This is a genomic window from Streptomyces sp. NBC_00454 (genome assembly GCF_041434015.1).
GTDB lineage: Bacteria > Actinomycetota > Actinomycetes > Streptomycetales > Streptomycetaceae > Streptomyces.
The window spans coordinates 3,875,253-3,891,455 of the sequence record NZ_CP107907.1; the positions used below are offsets into that span (position 1 = coordinate 3,875,253).

The window sequence follows — 16,203 nt, forward strand, 5'->3', positions numbered from 1 at the left end:
CAACTCGACCTCGTTACGGTACGCGCGGCTACGCCATCCGGTCAAACCGAGCCGTCGGGGCCTCACACTGTGCACAGGCTGTGGACAACGACTTGAACCGTACCCGTCGGCCTGACTACCGTTGCCCGACCCCGGTTTTTTTGTCCCGACCGTCCCAAAGAACCACACATTCGTGGGACCCCTGTGAGAGAGCGTGCTCTGTGGCTGACGTACCTGCCGATCTTGCCGCAGTGTGGCCAAGGGTGCTCGAAAAGCTCCTCGGGGAGGGTCAGAACAGCATCGAGCCCAAGGACAAGCAGTGGGTGGAACGGTGCCAGCCCCTGGCACTCGTGGCCGACACCGCCCTGCTCGCCGTCCCCAACGAGTACGGCAAGCGCGTCCTCGAAGGCCGCCTCGCCCCGCTCATCAGCGATGCCCTCAGCCGTGAGTGCGGGCGTCCGATCCGGATCGCCATCACCGTGGACGACTCCGCCGGCGAGCCCGCGCCCCAGACCCCGAGCGGACCGTCCGGGCACGACGACTACGAGCCCTACGGCGGCCAGCGCTCCGGCGGTCACACCGGACCCGGAGGCCACACCGGCCCCGGCTCCTCCGACGACGAGCGGCTGCCCACGGCCCGCCCCGCCTACCCGGACTACCAGCAGCCGCGCCCCGAGCCCGGCGCCTGGCCCCGCGGCGGCCAGCAGGACGACTACGGCTGGCAGCAGCCCCGCCTCGGCGGCTTCCCCGAGCGCGACCCGTACGCCTCCCCGCAGCCGGGCTACCTCCAGCAGTCCGAGCCCTCCTCCTACGACCAGGGCTCCTACGAACCCCAGAAGTACGAGCAGCAGAAGTACGAGCAGCAGTCGCGCCAGCAGTACGAGAGCCAGCAGCAGCGCCAGTCCCATCAGTACGAGCAGCAGCAGTACGAGCAGCCGGCCCCGCGCCCGGCGCCCAGCCGGCCCGCGCCTTCGGCCCCGTCCGGCGGTTCGACCTCCGGCCCGCTGGAGCCGACCGCCCGGCTGAATCCCAAGTACCTCTTCGACACCTTCGTCATCGGCGCCTCCAACCGCTTCGCGCACGCCGCCGCGGTGGCCGTCGCCGAGGCGCCGGCGAAGGCGTACAACCCCCTCTTCATCTATGGGGAGTCGGGTCTGGGCAAGACGCACCTGCTGCACGCCATCGGGCACTACGCGCGGAGCCTCTACCCCGGCACCCGGGTGCGGTACGTGAGCTCCGAGGAGTTCACCAACGAGTTCATCAACTCGATCCGCGACGGCAAGGGCGACGCGTTCCGCAAGCGTTACCGCGAGATGGACATCCTGCTCGTCGACGACATCCAGTTCCTCGCGAGCAAGGAGTCGACGCAGGAGGAGTTCTTCCACACCTTCAATACGCTCCACAACGCCAACAAGCAGATCGTGCTCTCCTCCGACCGGCCGCCCAAGCAGCTCGCCACCCTGGAGGACCGGCTCCGCAACCGCTTCGAGTGGGGCCTGATCACCGACGTCCAGCCCCCCGAGCTGGAGACCCGCATCGCGATCCTGCGCAAGAAGGCCGTCCAGGAGCACCTCAACGCCCCGCCGGAGGTACTGGAGTTCATCGCCTCCCGCATCTCGCGCAACATCCGCGAGCTGGAGGGGGCGCTGATCCGGGTCACGGCCTTCGCGAGCCTGAACCGGCAGCCGGTCGACCTGGGCCTGACCGAGGACGTCCTGAAGAACCTGATCCCGGGCGGCGAGGACAGCTCGCCCGAGATCACCGCCACCGACATCATGGCGGCCACCGCCGACTACTTCGGGCTGACCGTGGACGACCTGTGCGGCTCCTCGCGCAGCCGGGTCCTGGTCACCGCCCGGCAGATCTCCATGTACCTGTGCCGGGAGCTCACGGACCTCTCGCTGCCCAAGATCGGGGCACAGTTCGGCGGCCGCGACCACACCACCGTGATGCACGCGGACCGCAAGATCCGCGCTCTGATGGCGGAACGCCGCTCCATCTACAACCAGGTCACGGAGCTCACCAACCGCATCAAGAACGGCTGACGCGGGCCCCGTGAACGGGCCGTACGGGCGTCGCCGAGGGCTGCTGAGGCCTCTTAAAACGCTTTCTGAGGGCGCTCCCGGGTCACTTCGGGGGCGCCCTTCTTCGTTAGTGCGCCCCCAACCTGTTCGAATACGCCCCCAATGGAGCAACTCATCCACAGATTGGACGACTTTCTTCCGTCCACACCCTGGGGACGGGGTTCTCCACCCACAAGACTGTCCACAGGGCCCAGCTGTGAGGCACCATCAGGGCTGGTCAGGCCCCTGTGGAATTGTGCGCAACAACTATCCACAGGGTGTGGACAGAAATTTTGTCCACAGGTCCATCCACCGCGTTGTCCACCGGCGGTCCACAGCTTCCCGGGTCCTGTGCACAGGATCAGACGACTTCCCCACACCGTTGTCCACTGTTCGGCAACGAACCACCCACTCTCACCGCCCCGAGTGAAAGCGGTCACACCGAAGTCGACGTTTGGGTTGTGGAGTACTGGGGGAAACCTGGGGACACACCTGTGGAGTAGTAGGGGTCATCTGGGGATGGCCTGTGCAGAAGTTTTCGTTCTCCACAGAGACACCTGGTTGTCCACCGGTGCCACCCACAGGGTGTGGGGATAAAAAACGCGGTCTGACCTGCGAAAACAGGCTTATCCACCGTTTCCACAGGCCCTACTACTACCCCCATAGAGAGTTAGCCCGGTTTCGGTTTTCAAGCAGGTCCTGTGCACAACTCGGTGGATCGCCCTCCCCGACACCTCGCTCCCGACTTGACCGCCGACAGCAACGACTGTCGGCGCCGTACGTCAGACTGGTCCCCGGCAACGGTCGAGGCATCGACGAGCCGACGACGAAGGCCGGCAGACGAGCGAGCAACAGCAGGAGGCGGTTTCCGGTGAAGATCCGGGTGGAGCGCGACGTACTCGCGGAGGCGGTGGCCTGGGCTGCTCGTAGCCTCCCGGCCCGGCCGCCGGTGCCCGTTCTCGCGGGCCTGCTGCTGAAGGCCGAGGAGGGCAAGCTGTCCCTCTCCGGCTTCGACTACGAGGTCTCGGCCCGCGTCTCCGTCGAGGCGGACGTCGAGGAGGACGGCACGGTCCTGGTCTCCGGCCGGCTGCTCGCCGACATCTGCCGCGCCCTCCCCAACCGCCCGGTGGAGATTTCCACAGACGGTGTACGGGCGACCGTGGTCTGCGGCTCCTCGCGATTCACACTCCACACCCTGCCTGTGGAGGAATACCCGGCCCTGCCGGTCATGCCCACCGCGACCGGCACCGTGCCCGGTGAGGTCTTCGCCTCCGCCGCCGCACAGGTCGCCATCGCGGCCGGCCGCGACGACACGCTGCCCGTGCTGACCGGTGTCCGCATCGAGATCGAGGGCGACCGCGTCACCCTGGCCTCCACCGACCGCTACCGCTTCGCGGTCCGCGAGTTCCTGTGGAAGCCCGAGGACCCCGAGGCCTCGGCCGTGGCCCTGGTGCCCGCCAAGACGCTCCTGGACACCGCAAAGTCGCTCACCAGCGGCGACACGGTCACCATCGCGCTGTCGGGCTCCGGCAAGGGCGAGGGCCTCATCGGCTTCGAGGGCGCCGGCCGCCGCACCACCACCCGCCTCCTCGAAGGCGACCTGCCGAAGTACCGCACGCTCTTCCCGACCGAGTTCAACTCCGTCGCCGTGATCGAGACCGCCCCGTTCGTCGAGGCCGTCAAGCGCGTCGCCCTGGTCGCCGAGCGCAACACCCCGGTCCGCCTCAGCTTCGAGCAGGGCGTGCTGATCCTGGAGGCAGGCTCCTCCGACGACGCACAGGCTGTGGAGCGCGTCGACGCGAAGCTGGAGGGCGACGACATCTCGATCGCCTTCAACCCGACCTTCCTGCTGGACGGCCTGAGCGCGATCGACTCGCCGGCCGCGCAGCTCAGCTTCACCACGTCCACCAAGCCGGCGCTGCTCAGCGGCCGCCCGGCGGTCGACGCCGAGGCCGACGAGGCGTACAAGTACCTGATCATGCCGGTCCGCCTCTCCGGCTGAGTCCGCGGACGCGGACGATCGAGCACACAGTCGGGCCCGGTCTCGCTTCCCGCGGGGCCGGGCCCGACGGCGTTCCCGGGCCCCGGGCACGCCGTCCGGTCCGCCGGTCCGGCTCGCAGCCTCGTACGGGGCCTCGTGGACGGCCCGTACGGGGCCTCGTGCGGGCCCCCGCCCCGCGACCCGGAGTGCCCGTGGAGCCGGGTCACGCCGCCCGGCGTAGGCTCGGCACGGGGGATGTCCCCGGGCAGCGGGGAACCCCGGCACAGACGGCCACAACGCTTAAGGAACCACCTGATGGAGCTTGGTCTCGTCGGTCTCGGCAAGATGGGCGGCAACATGCGCGAGCGCATCCGCCGCGCCGGCCACACCGTCATCGGATACGACCGCAACCCGGACCTCGCCGATGTCCACAGCCTGGCGGAGCTTGTGGACAGCCTCCAGGCCCCCCGCGTGGTGTGGGTGATGGTCCCGGCGGGCGCGGCGACCCAGTCCACCGTCGACGAGCTCGCGGGCCTGCTCTCGCCCGGCGACATCGTCGTCGACGGCGGCAACTCGCGCTGGACCGACGACGAGAAGCACGGCGCCGAGCTGGCCGCCAAGGGCATCGGCTTCGTCGACTGCGGTGTCTCGGGCGGCGTCTGGGGCCTGGAGAACGGCTACGCGCTGATGTACGGCGGCGACAAGGAGCACGTCGCGGCCGTCCAGCCCGTCTTCGACGCCCTCAAGCCCGAGGGTGAGTTCGGGGCCGTGCACGCGGGCAAGATCGGCGCCGGCCACTTCGCGAAGATGGTCCACAACGGCATCGAGTACGCCATGATGCAGGCCTACGCCGAGGGCTGGGAGCTCCTGGAGAAGGTCGACTCGGTCACCGACGTCCGCGAGGTGTTCCGGTCCTGGCAGGAGGGCACGGTCATCCGTTCCTGGCTGCTGGACCTGGCCGTGAACGCGCTGGACGAGGACGAGCACCTGCAGCAGCTGCGCGGCTTCGCGCAGGACTCGGGCGAGGGCCGCTGGACGGTCGAGGCCGCGATCGACAACGCGGTGCCGCTGCCGGCGATCACCGCCTCGCTCTTCGCGCGCTTCGCGTCCCGCCAGGAGGACTCCCCGCAGATGAAGATGATCGCCGCGCTGCGCAACCAGTTCGGCGGCCACGCGGTCGAGAAGAAGTAATCCACAAGGGATCCACAGCACCCACAGGTGCTGTGGATCCGGTTCCACAGATCACCGCTCCACAGATCACCGCTCCACAGATCACCGCTCCACAGATTTCACAGCTCCACAGAGCAGAGCAGCAGGAAGCCGGGGGAGGTCGGCGCCATATGCATGTTTCGCATCTCTCGTTGGCCGACTTCCGTTCGTACGTCCGGGCCGAGGTTCCCCTCGACCCGGGCGTCACGGCTTTCGTGGGCCCCAACGGCCAGGGCAAGACCAACCTCGTCGAGGCCATCGGCTACCTCGCGACCCTCGGCAGCCACCGCGTCTCCGCCGACGCCCCGCTGGTGCGGATGGGCGCGGAGCGGGCCGTCGTCCGGGCCGCGGTCACCCAGGGCGAGCGGCAGCAGCTCGTCGAACTGGAGCTGAACCCGGGCCGCGCGAACCGGGCCCGGATCAACAGGTCCTCGCAGGTCAAGCCCCGGGACGTGCTCGGCATCGTCCGCACGGTGCTGTTCGCCCCCGAGGACCTGGCCCTGGTCAAGGGCGATCCGGGGGAGCGGCGCCGCTTCCTCGACGAGCTCGTGACGGCCCGCTCGCCGCGCATGGCGGCGGTGCGCTCGGACTACGAGCGGGTGCTCAAGCAGCGCAACACCCTGCTGAAGTCCGCGGCGATGGCCCGCCGGCACGGCGGCCGCTCGATGGACCTGTCCACCCTCGACGTCTGGGACCAGCACCTCGCGCGCACCGGCGCGGAACTGCTGGCCCAGCGCCTCGACCTGATCGCGACCCTGCTGCCGCTGGCCGACAAGGCCTACGAGCAGCTCGCGCCCGGTGGCGGCCCGATCGGCCTGACGTACAAGTCCTCGGCGGCCGGCGAGGCGGGCGAGGCCGTGGACGGCGGCGGGGCCCGCACCCGCGAGGCCCTCTACGAGGTGCTGCTCGCCGCGATGGCGGACGTCCGCAAGCAGGAGATCGAGCGCGGCGTGACCCTGGTCGGCCCGCACCGCGACGACGTGCTGCTGCGCCTGGGCGAGCTGCCGGCCAAGGGCTACGCGAGCCACGGCGAGTCCTGGTCGTACGCGCTGGCGCTGCGGCTGGCCTCCTACGAGCTGCTGCGCTCCGAGGGCAGCGAGCCGGTGCTGATCCTCGACGATGTGTTCGCCGAGCTGGACACAAGGCGCCGGGAACGGCTGGCGGAGCTGGTGGCGCCGGGCGAGCAGGTGCTGGTGACGGCGGCGGTCGACGACGACGTCCCGGGGGTGCTGGTCGGCACGCGGTTCGCTGTCGCCGGCGGTGAGGTGACCCGGCTGTGAACGAGGACAAGCGGAGCGAGCCCAAGCGGAGCGAAGGCGGGCCGGGCGCAGGCAAGCCGGCCGCAGGCAAGCCGGCCGCAGCCGGGCCCGGCGCGGGCAGGCCCGCCAGCGGGTCGCAGGACGGTCAGGAGCCCGCGCGCAAGGTGCCCGAGCCCTCCGGCGTGGACCTGGCGCGCCAGGCGTTGGCGGCGGCCCGGGAGCAGGCGCGGGCCCGGGGCAACGCGGCGACGGGCAAGAAGCGCCCGTACCAGCAGGGCCTGCGCTCCGGCGCCCGCGCCGACGGCCGGGACCCGATGCCGCTGATGGCGGCGCTGGACCGGCTGCGGACCGAGCGCGGCTGGGAGATGCCGATGGCGGTGGCGGGCGTGATGGAGCGCTGGCCGGAGATCGTCGGCCGGGACATCGCGGCGCACTGCGTGCCGGACCGCTACGAGGACCACGAGCTGGTGGTCCGCTGCGACTCCTCCGCGTGGGCGGCGCAGCTGAAGCTGCTGGCTCCGCAGCTGGTGGCGCGGCTCAACCAGGACCTGGGGCAGGGCACGGTCCGGCTGATCAAGGTCCACGGTCCGGGCGGCGCGCCGAAGCGGTACGGGCTGTACCGGGCGCCGGGCAGCAAGGGCCCGGGCGACACCTACGAGTGAGCCCGCGGGGCCCCGTACGGATGGAGCGCGAGCGGGCGTACGAGTGCCCGCGCGAGGCCCCGTACGGCGGTCGGCGGCGGTGTGCGCGGGCCCGCTCCGTACGTCTGCGCGGGTGGTGTCCCTCACGGTAGTGGGAGGTTGACAGCCCGAAGCGCTCAATGCCCGCGTGAGCCTCTTAGAGCCCCTCCCCTGATATGGGGAGTCGGAGAGAGCAGTTTCGGGGCGGCACATGAGGACTCAGGTACCGGCAAACCCCCATTCGTGTCGGTGGTACCGGTAGACTGAACAAGAATCTCGCGCTCGCGCGGGATTCAGTCGAGTAAAGCTGACCACCGCTGACAACGCAGATCGACGCAGCCGCTCCTGCTTGCATGCCTGCTGGCCCCGGAGTCCGGCCTGTGCTGTGCCAGAAAGGGCGCTTCGTGGCCGATTCGGGCAACCCCAACGAGAAGAACACCTCCGCAGCCGGGAACGGTGAGGACAAGGCCTACGACGCAGGTGCCATCCAGGTCCTGGAGGGCCTGGACGCGGTCCGCAAGCGGCCCGGTATGTACATCGGCTCGACCGGTGAGCGAGGCCTGCACCACCTGGTGCAAGAGGTCGTCGACAACTCCGTCGACGAGGCGATGGCCGGGCACGCGGACACCATCGACGTGACGATCCTGGCCGACGGCGGCGTGCGCGTCATCGACAACGGCCGTGGCATCCCGGTCGGCATCGTGAAGTCCGAGGGCAAGCCGGCCGTCGAGGTCGTGCTCACGGTCCTGCACGCGGGCGGCAAGTTCGGCGGCGGCGGCTACGCCGTCTCCGGCGGTCTGCACGGCGTCGGCGTCTCCGTCGTGAACGCCCTGTCGACGAAGGTCGCGGTCGAGGTCAAGACCGACGGCTACCGCTGGACCCAGGACTACAAGCTCGGTGTCCCGACCGCGCCCCTCGCCAAGAACGAGGAGACGTCCGAGACCGGCACTTCGGTGACGTTCTGGGCCGACCCCGACATCTTCGAGACGACCGAGTACTCCTTCGAGACGCTCGCGCGCCGCTTCCAGGAGATGGCCTTCCTCAACAAGGGCCTGACCCTCACGCTGACGGACGAGCGCGAGTCGGCCAAGGCGACGGTGGGCTCGGACACGGCCGAGGCCACCGACGACGACCAGGCGCGCACGGTCAAGTACTACTACGAAGGCGGCATCGTCGACTTCGTGAAGCACCTGAACGCGCGCAAGGGCGAGCTGATCCACCCGACCGTCATCGACGTCGAGGCCGAGGACAAGGAGCGCCTGCTCTCGGTCGAGATCGCGATGCAGTGGAACTCTCAGTACACCGAGGGCGTCTACTCCTTCGCCAACACGATCCACACGCACGAGGGCGGAACCCACGAAGAGGGCTTCCGCGCCGCGATGACGGGTCTGGTGAACCGCTACGCGCGCGAGAAGAAGTTCCTTCGCGAGAAGGACGACAACCTCGCCGGCGAGGACATCCGCGAGGGTCTGACCGCGATCATCTCGATCAAGCTGGGCGAGCCGCAGTTCGAGGGCCAGACGAAGACCAAGCTGGGCAACACGGAGGCCAAGACCTTCGTGCAGAAGGTCGTCCACGAGCACCTCAACGACTGGTTCGACCGCAACCCGAACGAGGCCGCGGACATCATCCGCAAGTCGATCAACGCGGCCACGGCGCGCGTCGCGGCCCGCAAGGCCCGCGACCTCACCCGCCGCAAGGGTCTGCTGGAGAGCGCCTCGCTGCCGGGCAAGCTGTCCGACTGCCAGTCGAACGACCCGACCAAGTGCGAGATCTTCATCGTCGAGGGCGACTCGGCCGGTGGCAGCGCGAAGTCCGGCCGCAACCCGATGTACCAGGCCATCCTGCCCATCCGCGGCAAGATCCTGAACGTCGAGAAGGCGCGGATCGACAAGATCCTCCAGAACACCGAGGTCCAGGCGCTGATCAGCGCCTTCGGCACCGGTGTGCACGAGGACTTCGACATCGCGAAGCTCCGCTATCACAAGATCATCCTGATGGCCGACGCCGACGTCGACGGCCAGCACATCAACACCCTGCTGCTGACCTTCCTGTTCCGCTTCATGCGGCCGCTGGTCGAGGCCGGGCACGTGTACCTCTCGCGCCCGCCGCTGTACAAGATCAAGTGGGGCCGCGACGACTTCGAGTACGCGTACTCGGACCGCGAGCGCGACGCCCTGGTCGAGCTCGGCAAGGGGCAGGGCAAGCGGATCAAGGAAGACTCGATCCAGCGCTTCAAGGGTCTGGGCGAGATGAACGCCGAGGAGCTGCGCGTCACCACCATGGACGTGGACCACCGCGTGCTCGGCCAGGTCACCCTGGACGACGCCGCGCAGGCCGACGACCTGTTCTCGGTGCTGATGGGTGAGGACGTCGAAGCCCGGCGCTCCTTCATCCAGCGCAACGCCAAGGACGTTCGCTTCCTCGACATCTGAGTCGGCTCAGCTGACCGCCTGAAAGGACTTCTGACCAGCAATGGCCGACGAAATCACCCCCACTGCGGAGAACCCCGCAGAGGAGCAGCCCGTCCAGCGCATCGAGCCCGTCGGGCTCGAGACCGAGATGCAGCGCTCCTATCTCGACTACGCGATGTCCGTCATCGTCTCCCGCGCGCTGCCCGACGTACGGGACGGCCTCAAGCCGGTCCACCGTCGTGTGCTGTACGCGATGTACGACGGCGGCTACCGGCCCGAGAAGGGCTTCTACAAATGTGCCCGCGTCGTCGGCGACGTCATGGGTACGTACCACCCGCACGGTGACAGCTCGATCTACGACGCCCTGGTCCGCCTGGCCCAGCCGTGGTCGCTGCGCATGCCGCTGGTGGACTCCAACGGCAACTTCGGCTCCCCGGGCAACGACCCGGCCGCCGCGATGCGCTACACCGAGTGCAAGCTCATGCCGCTGGCCATGGAGATGCTCCGTGACATCGACGAAGAGACCGTCGACTTCACGGACAACTACGACGGCCGCAACCAGGAGCCGACGGTCCTGCCGGCGCGCTTCCCGAACCTGTTGATCAACGGCTCCGCCGGTATCGCGGTCGGCATGGCCACCAACATCCCGCCGCACAACCTGCGCGAGGTCGCGGCCGGCGCCCAGTGGGCGCTGGAGCACCCGGAGGCCTCGCACGAGGAGCTCCAGGACGCGCTCATCGAGCGGATCAAGGGCCCGGACTTCCCGTCGGGCGCCCTGGTCGTGGGCCGCAAGGGCATCGAGGAGGCGTACCGGACCGGGCGCGGCTCCATCACGATGCGCGCGGTGGTGGAGGTCGAGGAGATCCAGAACCGCCAGTGCCTGGTGGTCACGGAGCTCCCGTACCAGACCAACCCGGACAACCTGGCGCAGAAGATCGCCGACCTGGTCAAGGACGGCAAGGTCGGCGGCATCGCCGACGTCCGCGACGAGACCTCTTCGCGCACCGGCCAGCGCCTGGTGATCGTGCTCAAGCGCGACGCCGTCGCCAAGGTCGTGCTGAACAACCTCTACAAGCACACCGACCTGCAGACGAACTTCGGCGCGAACATGCTGGCGCTGGTGGACGGCGTGCCGCGCACGCTGTCGATCGACGCGTTCATCCGCCACTGGGTGCAGCACCAGATCGAGGTCATCGTCCGGCGCACGCGCTTCCGCCTGCGCAAGGCGGAGGAGCGCGCCCACATCCTGCGCGGTCTGCTCAAGGCGCTGGACGCGATCGACGAGGTCATCGCCCTCATCCGGCGCAGCAACACGGTCGAGATCGCCCGCGAGGGCCTGATGGGCCTGCTGTCGATCGACGAGATCCAGGCGAACGCGATCCTGGAGATGCAGCTCCGCCGCCTGGCGGCCCTGGAGCGGCAGAAGATCGTCGCCGAGCACGACGAGCTCCAGGCCAAGATCAACGAGTACAACGCCATCCTGGCCTCGGAAGAGCGCCAGCGACGAATCGTCAGCGAGGAACTGGCGGCCATCGTCGAGAAGTTCGGCGACGACCGGCGCTCCAAGCTGGTGCCCTTCGACGGTGACATGTCCATCGAGGACCTGATCGCCGAAGAGGACATCGTCGTCACGATCACCCACGGCGGGTACGTCAAGCGCACCAAGACCGAGGACTACCGCTCGCAGAAGCGCGGCGGCAAGGGCGTGCGCGGCACGAAGCTGAAGCAGGACGACCTCGTCGACCACTTCTTCGTGTCCACCACCCACCACTGGCTGCTGTTCTTCACGAACAAGGGCCGCGTCTACCGGTCCAAGGCGTACGAGCTCCCGGACGCCGGGCGCGACGCCCGCGGGCAGCACGTGGCGAACCTGCTGGCCTTCCAGCCGGACGAGAAGATCGCCCAGATCCTCGCGATCCGCGACTACGAGGCCGCGCCCTACCTGATCCTGGCCACCAAGGGCGGCCTGGTGAAGAAGACGGCGCTCAAGGACTACGACTCGCCCCGTTCGGGTGGTGTCATCGCGATCAACCTCCGGGAGACGGAGGACGGCAGCGACGACGAGCTGATCGGCGCCGAGCTGGTGTCCGCCGATGACGACCTGCTGCTCATCAGCAAGAAGGCGCAGTCGATCCGCTTCACGGCGACCGACGACTCGCTGCGCCCGATGGGCCGCGCCACCTCGGGCGTGAAGGGCATGAGTTTCCGGGAGGGTGACGAACTGCTCTCCATGAGCGTGGTCCGGCCCGGTACGTTCGTCTTCACCGCGACCAACGGCGGCTACGCCAAGCGGACACCGGTGAACGAGTACCGCGTCCAGGGCCGTGGCGGCCTGGGCATCAAGGCCGCGAAGATCGTGGAGGACCGCGGATCGCTCGTCGGTGCCCTCGTGGTCGACGAAACGGACGAGATTCTCGCCATCACCCTCGGCGGTGGTGTGATTCGTACGCGCGTCAACGAAGTACGGGAGACCGGCCGTGACACCATGGGCGTCCAGCTGATCAACCTGGGCAAGCGGGATGCCGTTGTAGGTATCGCCCGCAACGCGGAGGCCGGTCAGGATGCTGACGAGGTCGACGACAGCGAGAACGACAGCGAGAACGAGACCGAGATCGGGACCGAGGCGGCCGTCGAAGGACAGGCCGCCGAGGCCGCCGAGGGCACGGAGCCCTCGGCTGGGGAGCACGAGGAGTAAGCGTGAGTGGAGCCACGGGCGCCGGACCGTCCAAGACTGGAGCGAACGGTGCCCGTGGCCCTGCCGCGGACTCCCAGGGGGGAACCGTGACGGACACCCGAGGACCGCAGCCGCCTCAGTCGCCGCAGACTCAGGCGCAGCCGCAGGCCGGCCAGCAGCCGCAGCAGCCGTACCACCCGCCGCAGGCCTACGCGGCGCCCGCGGGCCCCGCGGCGCCGCGCGGCGCCGGTGACCCGGGAGCGCAGCGCAAGCCGCGCCCGGGGACCCGTACGGCGCCCAGGACGCGCAAGGCGCGGCTCAGGGTGGCCAAGGCCGACCCGTGGTCGGTGATGAAGGTCAGCTTCCTGCTGTCCATCGCGCTGGGCGTCTGCACGGTCGTGGCGTCGGTGGTGCTGTGGATGGTCATGGACGCCATGGGCATCTTCTCCAGCGTCGGCGGCACGATCAGCGAGGCCACCGGCTCGAACGAGAGCAACGGCTTCGACCTCCAGTCCTTCCTGTCGCTGCCGCGCGTTCTGATCTTCACCTCGGTGATCTCGGTCATCGACGTGGTGCTCATGACGGCGCTGGCGACGCTCGGCTCGTTCATCTACAACCTGTCGGCGGGGTTCGTCGGCGGTGTGGAGCTGACGCTCGCCGAGGACGAGTAGAGCTTCCGAAGACGAGGCGGATGACCTGCGCAGACGGGTCGCCGCCATCGATTTTGGAGTCACCGGGTCTGTGCGCTAACCTTCAGAAGTCAGCGCGCAGCGCGGATGGGGCTATAGCTCAGTTGGTTAGAGCGCATCCCTGATAAGGATGAGGCCACAGGTTCAAATCCTGTTAGCCCCACAGTGTCGAAGACCCCCAGGCCCATGGCCTGGGGGTCTTTGTCGTAGGGCCAGTTGGGTTCCCGGCAGGTCACCGATCGGTATCGGTCGGTGTGTATTGTTGGGCGCCAGAAGTCTCCTACGTCAACGAAAGACGAGGTCGCGCGGTGAAGAAGCTGCTCCTGGTCGCACTGGCCGCCATCGGCGGGCTCCTCGTGTACCGCCAGATCCAGGCGGACCGCGCCGAGCAGGACCTGTGGACGGAGGCAACTGACTCCGTGCCTTCCGGTTCCGGTGTGTGAGACCCAAGGTTGATCCCAGAGCCCCGACTGCCGCTGCGGTCGGGGCTTTGTGCTGCTCTGTGACGAAAAGTTGCGGTATGCAAAATGGTGGCTTGCGCTGGTGAAGTCGGGGTGGGTGGGCGTGATGGGGCGGGTACGGAGACTTCTGCCGAGGTCGGCGGGGGTGTCGGCGGGGCTCTCGGCCGGGCTTTCGGCAGGGTTCTCGATCGGGGTGGTCTTCCTCGGGCTGGTGGCCGCGCCCCTTGCCGTGGCCGCGCCCTCTCCGGGGGCAGGGACGGGGGCCGGGACGGGGGCCGGGGCCGGCCCGGTGCCGGTGTACCGCAGCGCTGACGGGGCGAAGGCCGTCGAGGGGAAGCCCTCCACCGCCGGCGCCCCGCTGCTGGAGGCCGGATCGACCTACGAGGACTCGCTCGCGCCCGGGGAGCGCTTCTACCGGCTCAACCTCGACGACCGCTCCTCCGTGTACGTCTCCGCCGTCCTGCGGCCCGCCCTGGACGCCAAGATCGGCTACAGCGACGGGGTCGAGGTGGAGATCATGTCCCCGGACAACCGCGCGTGCGGGGGGACCGGCCGGGCCGCCTTCGGCTACGACCCCGTCCCCATCAGCGCGGTGGGGGCCCGAAAGCTGCAGGAGGACGCCGACTGCCAGGGGGCCGGGGTCTACTACGCCAAGGTGACCCGTACGGCGCCCAAGGACGGGAACCCGGCCGCCTGGCCGCTGGAGCTCCGGGTCCAGCGCGAACCGGGCCTCGCCTCGGGCAGCGCGCCCACCACCGCGCCCAGCGTCTGGCCCTCGGCCTCCCCGACCCTGCCGGGCACCGATCCGGCGCCGCGGGCCGGCGGAACCGGGTTCAACGACGCGCGCGCCCTGGACGCCGGGGTGTGGAGCGACAGCCTGCGGCCCGGCCAGACCCGCTACTACCGGGTGCCGCTCGACTGGGGACAGCAACTCGGCCTCGGGGCCGAACTCGCCGCCGCCCGGCGGACGAAGGAGTACGGCTCGGCCTCGGACGGGCTCACCGTCTCGCTCTACAGCCCCTACCGGGCCCTGGTCGACTCCAAGGACGCCTCCTACGACGGAAAGCAGGCGAGCGTCTCCCTGCCGAGGACGGCGCCCGTGGCGTACGAGAACCGCTTCTCGAGCGACCGGAACGTGGAGCCCGTCCGGATGGCCGGCTGGTACTACGTCGCGGTGACCATGGCCGGAAAGGTCGGGGATTTCACCGAGGACGCGGTGCCCGTGCCGCTGACCCTGCGCCTGGACCTGATCGGCGGGGCGGGCAAGGCACCCGCCTACGCGGAGAGCCTCGCGGCCGGCGGATTCGGGATCGGAGCCGAGGACCGGACCGCCGCCAAGGAGGGCACCACGGCAGTGGAGGCAGCGGACGCCGCGGCGAACCGGTCGGTGATGCGCACGGTCGCGGGCGCCGGCTTCGGAGCCGGGACGCTGCTGCTGCTCGTGCTCGGCGGCTGGATCCTGCTGTCCCGACGTCGGGCCTGAGCCCGGGCGGGCCCTGGATCCGGGTCATGCCCGGATTCAGGTGAGGCCCTAGATCCGGGTCAGGGCCCAGATCCCGACGGCGAAGCAGAGCAGTGCGGCGCACAGGATCCCGGCGGAGACCTTCGCGGACGGCGGAGCGAGGGAGCGGGTACGGGGCTGCGCGGGCGGCTGCGGGTGGGCCGCCGGGGCGGGGAAGGGCTGCGGCTGGGGGAGCGGCCGGGCGGGGTCCGGCGGCCGGGGGAGGGGTGGCTGGAGGTGAAAACTGCCCGTCTCCGAAGGCCCGTAGACGGGGGTGGGAGCGGTGGCCCGGGTGGGCTGCGGCACCGGTTGGGGCGCCTGCTGCGGGGCCTGCGTGGGCACGGTCGGCGCCGTGGGCGCGACGGAGGTGTCGGCGGCGGGGGTGAGGTCCGCGCCGGCGCTGAGGACCGTCTCCTGCGGAGTCCGGGGAGTGAAACCGGCCGGGACCGGGCCCAGTTGGTCGAAGACCTCCACCGGATCCTCGTCCGCGGCGGGCGCGGGCAGCAGCTCCAGGGCCTCGGCAAGGGCCTTGCGCGCCCCCGTGGCCGTCTTGAACCTGTTCTGCGGGTCCGGCTGGAGCAGGGCGGCCAGCACGCCCCACAGCGGCGCGGGAACGCCCTCCGGGGCTTCGGGGGTCCCGTGGGTGAGGAAATGCCCCACGAGCGCCTGGGAGTCGGGCTTGCGCCCGTGCAGCAGATACAGGCCGACCAGCCCGACGGCGAACAGGTCGGCGGTGAAATCCGGTTCGGACCCGAGGAGTTGTTCGGGTGCCAGGTAGCCCGGGGTGCCGACCACGAAGGCGGTCTCGGTCAGCCGGGGCTCGCCCTTGCGCATGGCGATGCCGAAGTCGGACAGCCGCAGGTGCGGCCGCCCGGTTCCAGTGGCCTCCATCAGGATGTTGGCCGGTTTGATGTCGCGGTGGACCACGCCTTCCGCGTGCACCGCCGCCAGCCCCGACAGGAGCTGGTCGAGCAGCGTGCACACGAACCGGGGCGGCAGGGCCCCGTAGTCGCCGATCACGTGGGCGAGGGAACCGCCGGCGACGAGGTCCATGGTGAACAGGACCTTGTCGTCGTCCGCCGCCCAGCTGGCCGGGGCCAGCACGTGCGGGTGATCGATGCGCAGCGCCTGCTCGCGGACGAACCTCAGCAGGGTGTGGGCATCGCTCTGCAGGAGGACCTTCGCCGCGACGTACCGGCGGCGCCTGTGATCCCAGGCCCGCCATACGGCACCGGCGCCGCCACGCCCGATCGGATCGATCAGCTCGTACCGGCCCGCGAAGATCTCACCCAT

11 protein-coding genes and 1 tRNA gene are annotated in these 16,203 nt (G+C 69.6%); 11 read left to right on the plus strand and 1 reads right to left on the minus strand.

Annotated features, from left to right (window positions below; all coding sequences use genetic code 11):
* Positions 1-242 precede the first annotated feature (242 nt).
* The 11 genes from dnaA (at position 243) to OHU74_RS18055 (ending at position 14,892) form a co-directional block, all read left to right on the plus strand.
* Positions 243-2,024: a chromosomal replication initiator protein DnaA gene (dnaA, locus tag OHU74_RS18005; RefSeq protein WP_371616845.1), complete on the plus strand. Its 1,782-nt coding sequence runs from the start codon at positions 243-245 to the stop codon at positions 2,022-2,024.
* 889 nt (positions 2,025-2,913) lie between these two features.
* A complete protein-coding gene (gene dnaN, locus OHU74_RS18010) occupies positions 2,914-4,044 on the plus strand; it encodes a DNA polymerase III subunit beta (protein WP_330297445.1) in 1,131 nt (376 codons plus the stop codon).
* 294 nt (positions 4,045-4,338) lie between these two features.
* Entirely contained in the window at positions 4,339-5,214 is an 876-nt protein-coding gene (gene gnd, locus OHU74_RS18015; protein ID WP_371616846.1) for a phosphogluconate dehydrogenase (NAD(+)-dependent, decarboxylating), read from the plus strand.
* A 149-nt stretch (positions 5,215-5,363) separates the two neighbouring features.
* A complete protein-coding gene (gene recF / locus OHU74_RS18020; RefSeq protein ID WP_371616847.1) occupies positions 5,364-6,512 on the plus strand; it encodes a DNA replication/repair protein RecF in 1,149 nt (382 codons plus the stop codon).
* Positions 6,509-7,153 (plus strand): DUF721 domain-containing protein, encoded by a 645-nt coding sequence (locus OHU74_RS18025; RefSeq protein WP_371616848.1) that lies wholly within the window; start codon positions 6,509-6,511, stop codon positions 7,151-7,153. The genes recF and OHU74_RS18025 overlap by 4 nt, the downstream gene beginning before the upstream one ends.
* Before the next feature lie 398 nt (positions 7,154-7,551).
* Positions 7,552-9,606: a DNA topoisomerase (ATP-hydrolyzing) subunit B gene (gene gyrB / locus OHU74_RS18030; RefSeq protein ID WP_371616849.1), complete on the plus strand. Its 2,055-nt coding sequence runs from the start codon at positions 7,552-7,554 to the stop codon at positions 9,604-9,606.
* Between the two features lie 40 nt (positions 9,607-9,646).
* The gene (gene gyrA / locus OHU74_RS18035) at positions 9,647-12,280 is read left to right on the plus strand and encodes a DNA gyrase subunit A (protein ID WP_371616850.1); all 2,634 of its coding nucleotides are present in this window, start codon (positions 9,647-9,649) and stop codon (positions 12,278-12,280) included.
* A 2-nt stretch (positions 12,281-12,282) separates the two neighbouring features.
* Positions 12,283-12,930, plus strand: a complete 648-nt coding sequence (locus OHU74_RS18040; RefSeq protein ID WP_371616851.1) for a DUF3566 domain-containing protein — start codon at positions 12,283-12,285, stop codon at positions 12,928-12,930.
* A 107-nt stretch (positions 12,931-13,037) separates the two neighbouring features.
* Positions 13,038-13,111 (plus strand) — tRNA-Ile (locus OHU74_RS18045).
* A gap of 145 nt (positions 13,112-13,256) precedes the next feature.
* Positions 13,257-13,391, plus strand: a complete 135-nt coding sequence (locus tag OHU74_RS18050) for a DLW-39 family protein (protein ID WP_208809277.1) — start codon at positions 13,257-13,259, stop codon at positions 13,389-13,391.
* A 163-nt stretch (positions 13,392-13,554) separates the two neighbouring features.
* On the plus strand, positions 13,555-14,892 hold the full coding sequence (locus tag OHU74_RS18055; protein ID WP_371616852.1) for a hypothetical protein: 1,338 nt from the start codon (positions 13,555-13,557) through the stop codon (positions 14,890-14,892).
* Between the two features lie 48 nt (positions 14,893-14,940).
* Here OHU74_RS18055 and OHU74_RS18060 read toward each other — a convergent pair whose 3' ends face one another.
* Complete coding sequence (locus OHU74_RS18060; protein WP_371616853.1) at positions 14,941-16,203, minus strand: serine/threonine-protein kinase; 1,263 nt, start codon at positions 16,201-16,203, stop codon at positions 14,941-14,943.

Coding starts and splice junctions, on each gene's coding strand:
- gnd (WP_371616846.1), top strand. CDS start 4,339: ATGGAGCTTGGTCTCGTCGGTCTCGGCAAGATGGGCGGCAACATGCGC.
- OHU74_RS18060 (WP_371616853.1), bottom strand. CDS start 16,203: ATGGGTGAGATCTTCGCGGGCCGGTACGAGCTGATCGATCCGATCGGG.
- recF (WP_371616847.1), top strand. CDS start 5,364: ATGCATGTTTCGCATCTCTCGTTGGCCGACTTCCGTTCGTACGTCCGG.
- gyrA (WP_371616850.1), top strand. CDS start 9,647: ATGGCCGACGAAATCACCCCCACTGCGGAGAACCCCGCAGAGGAGCAG.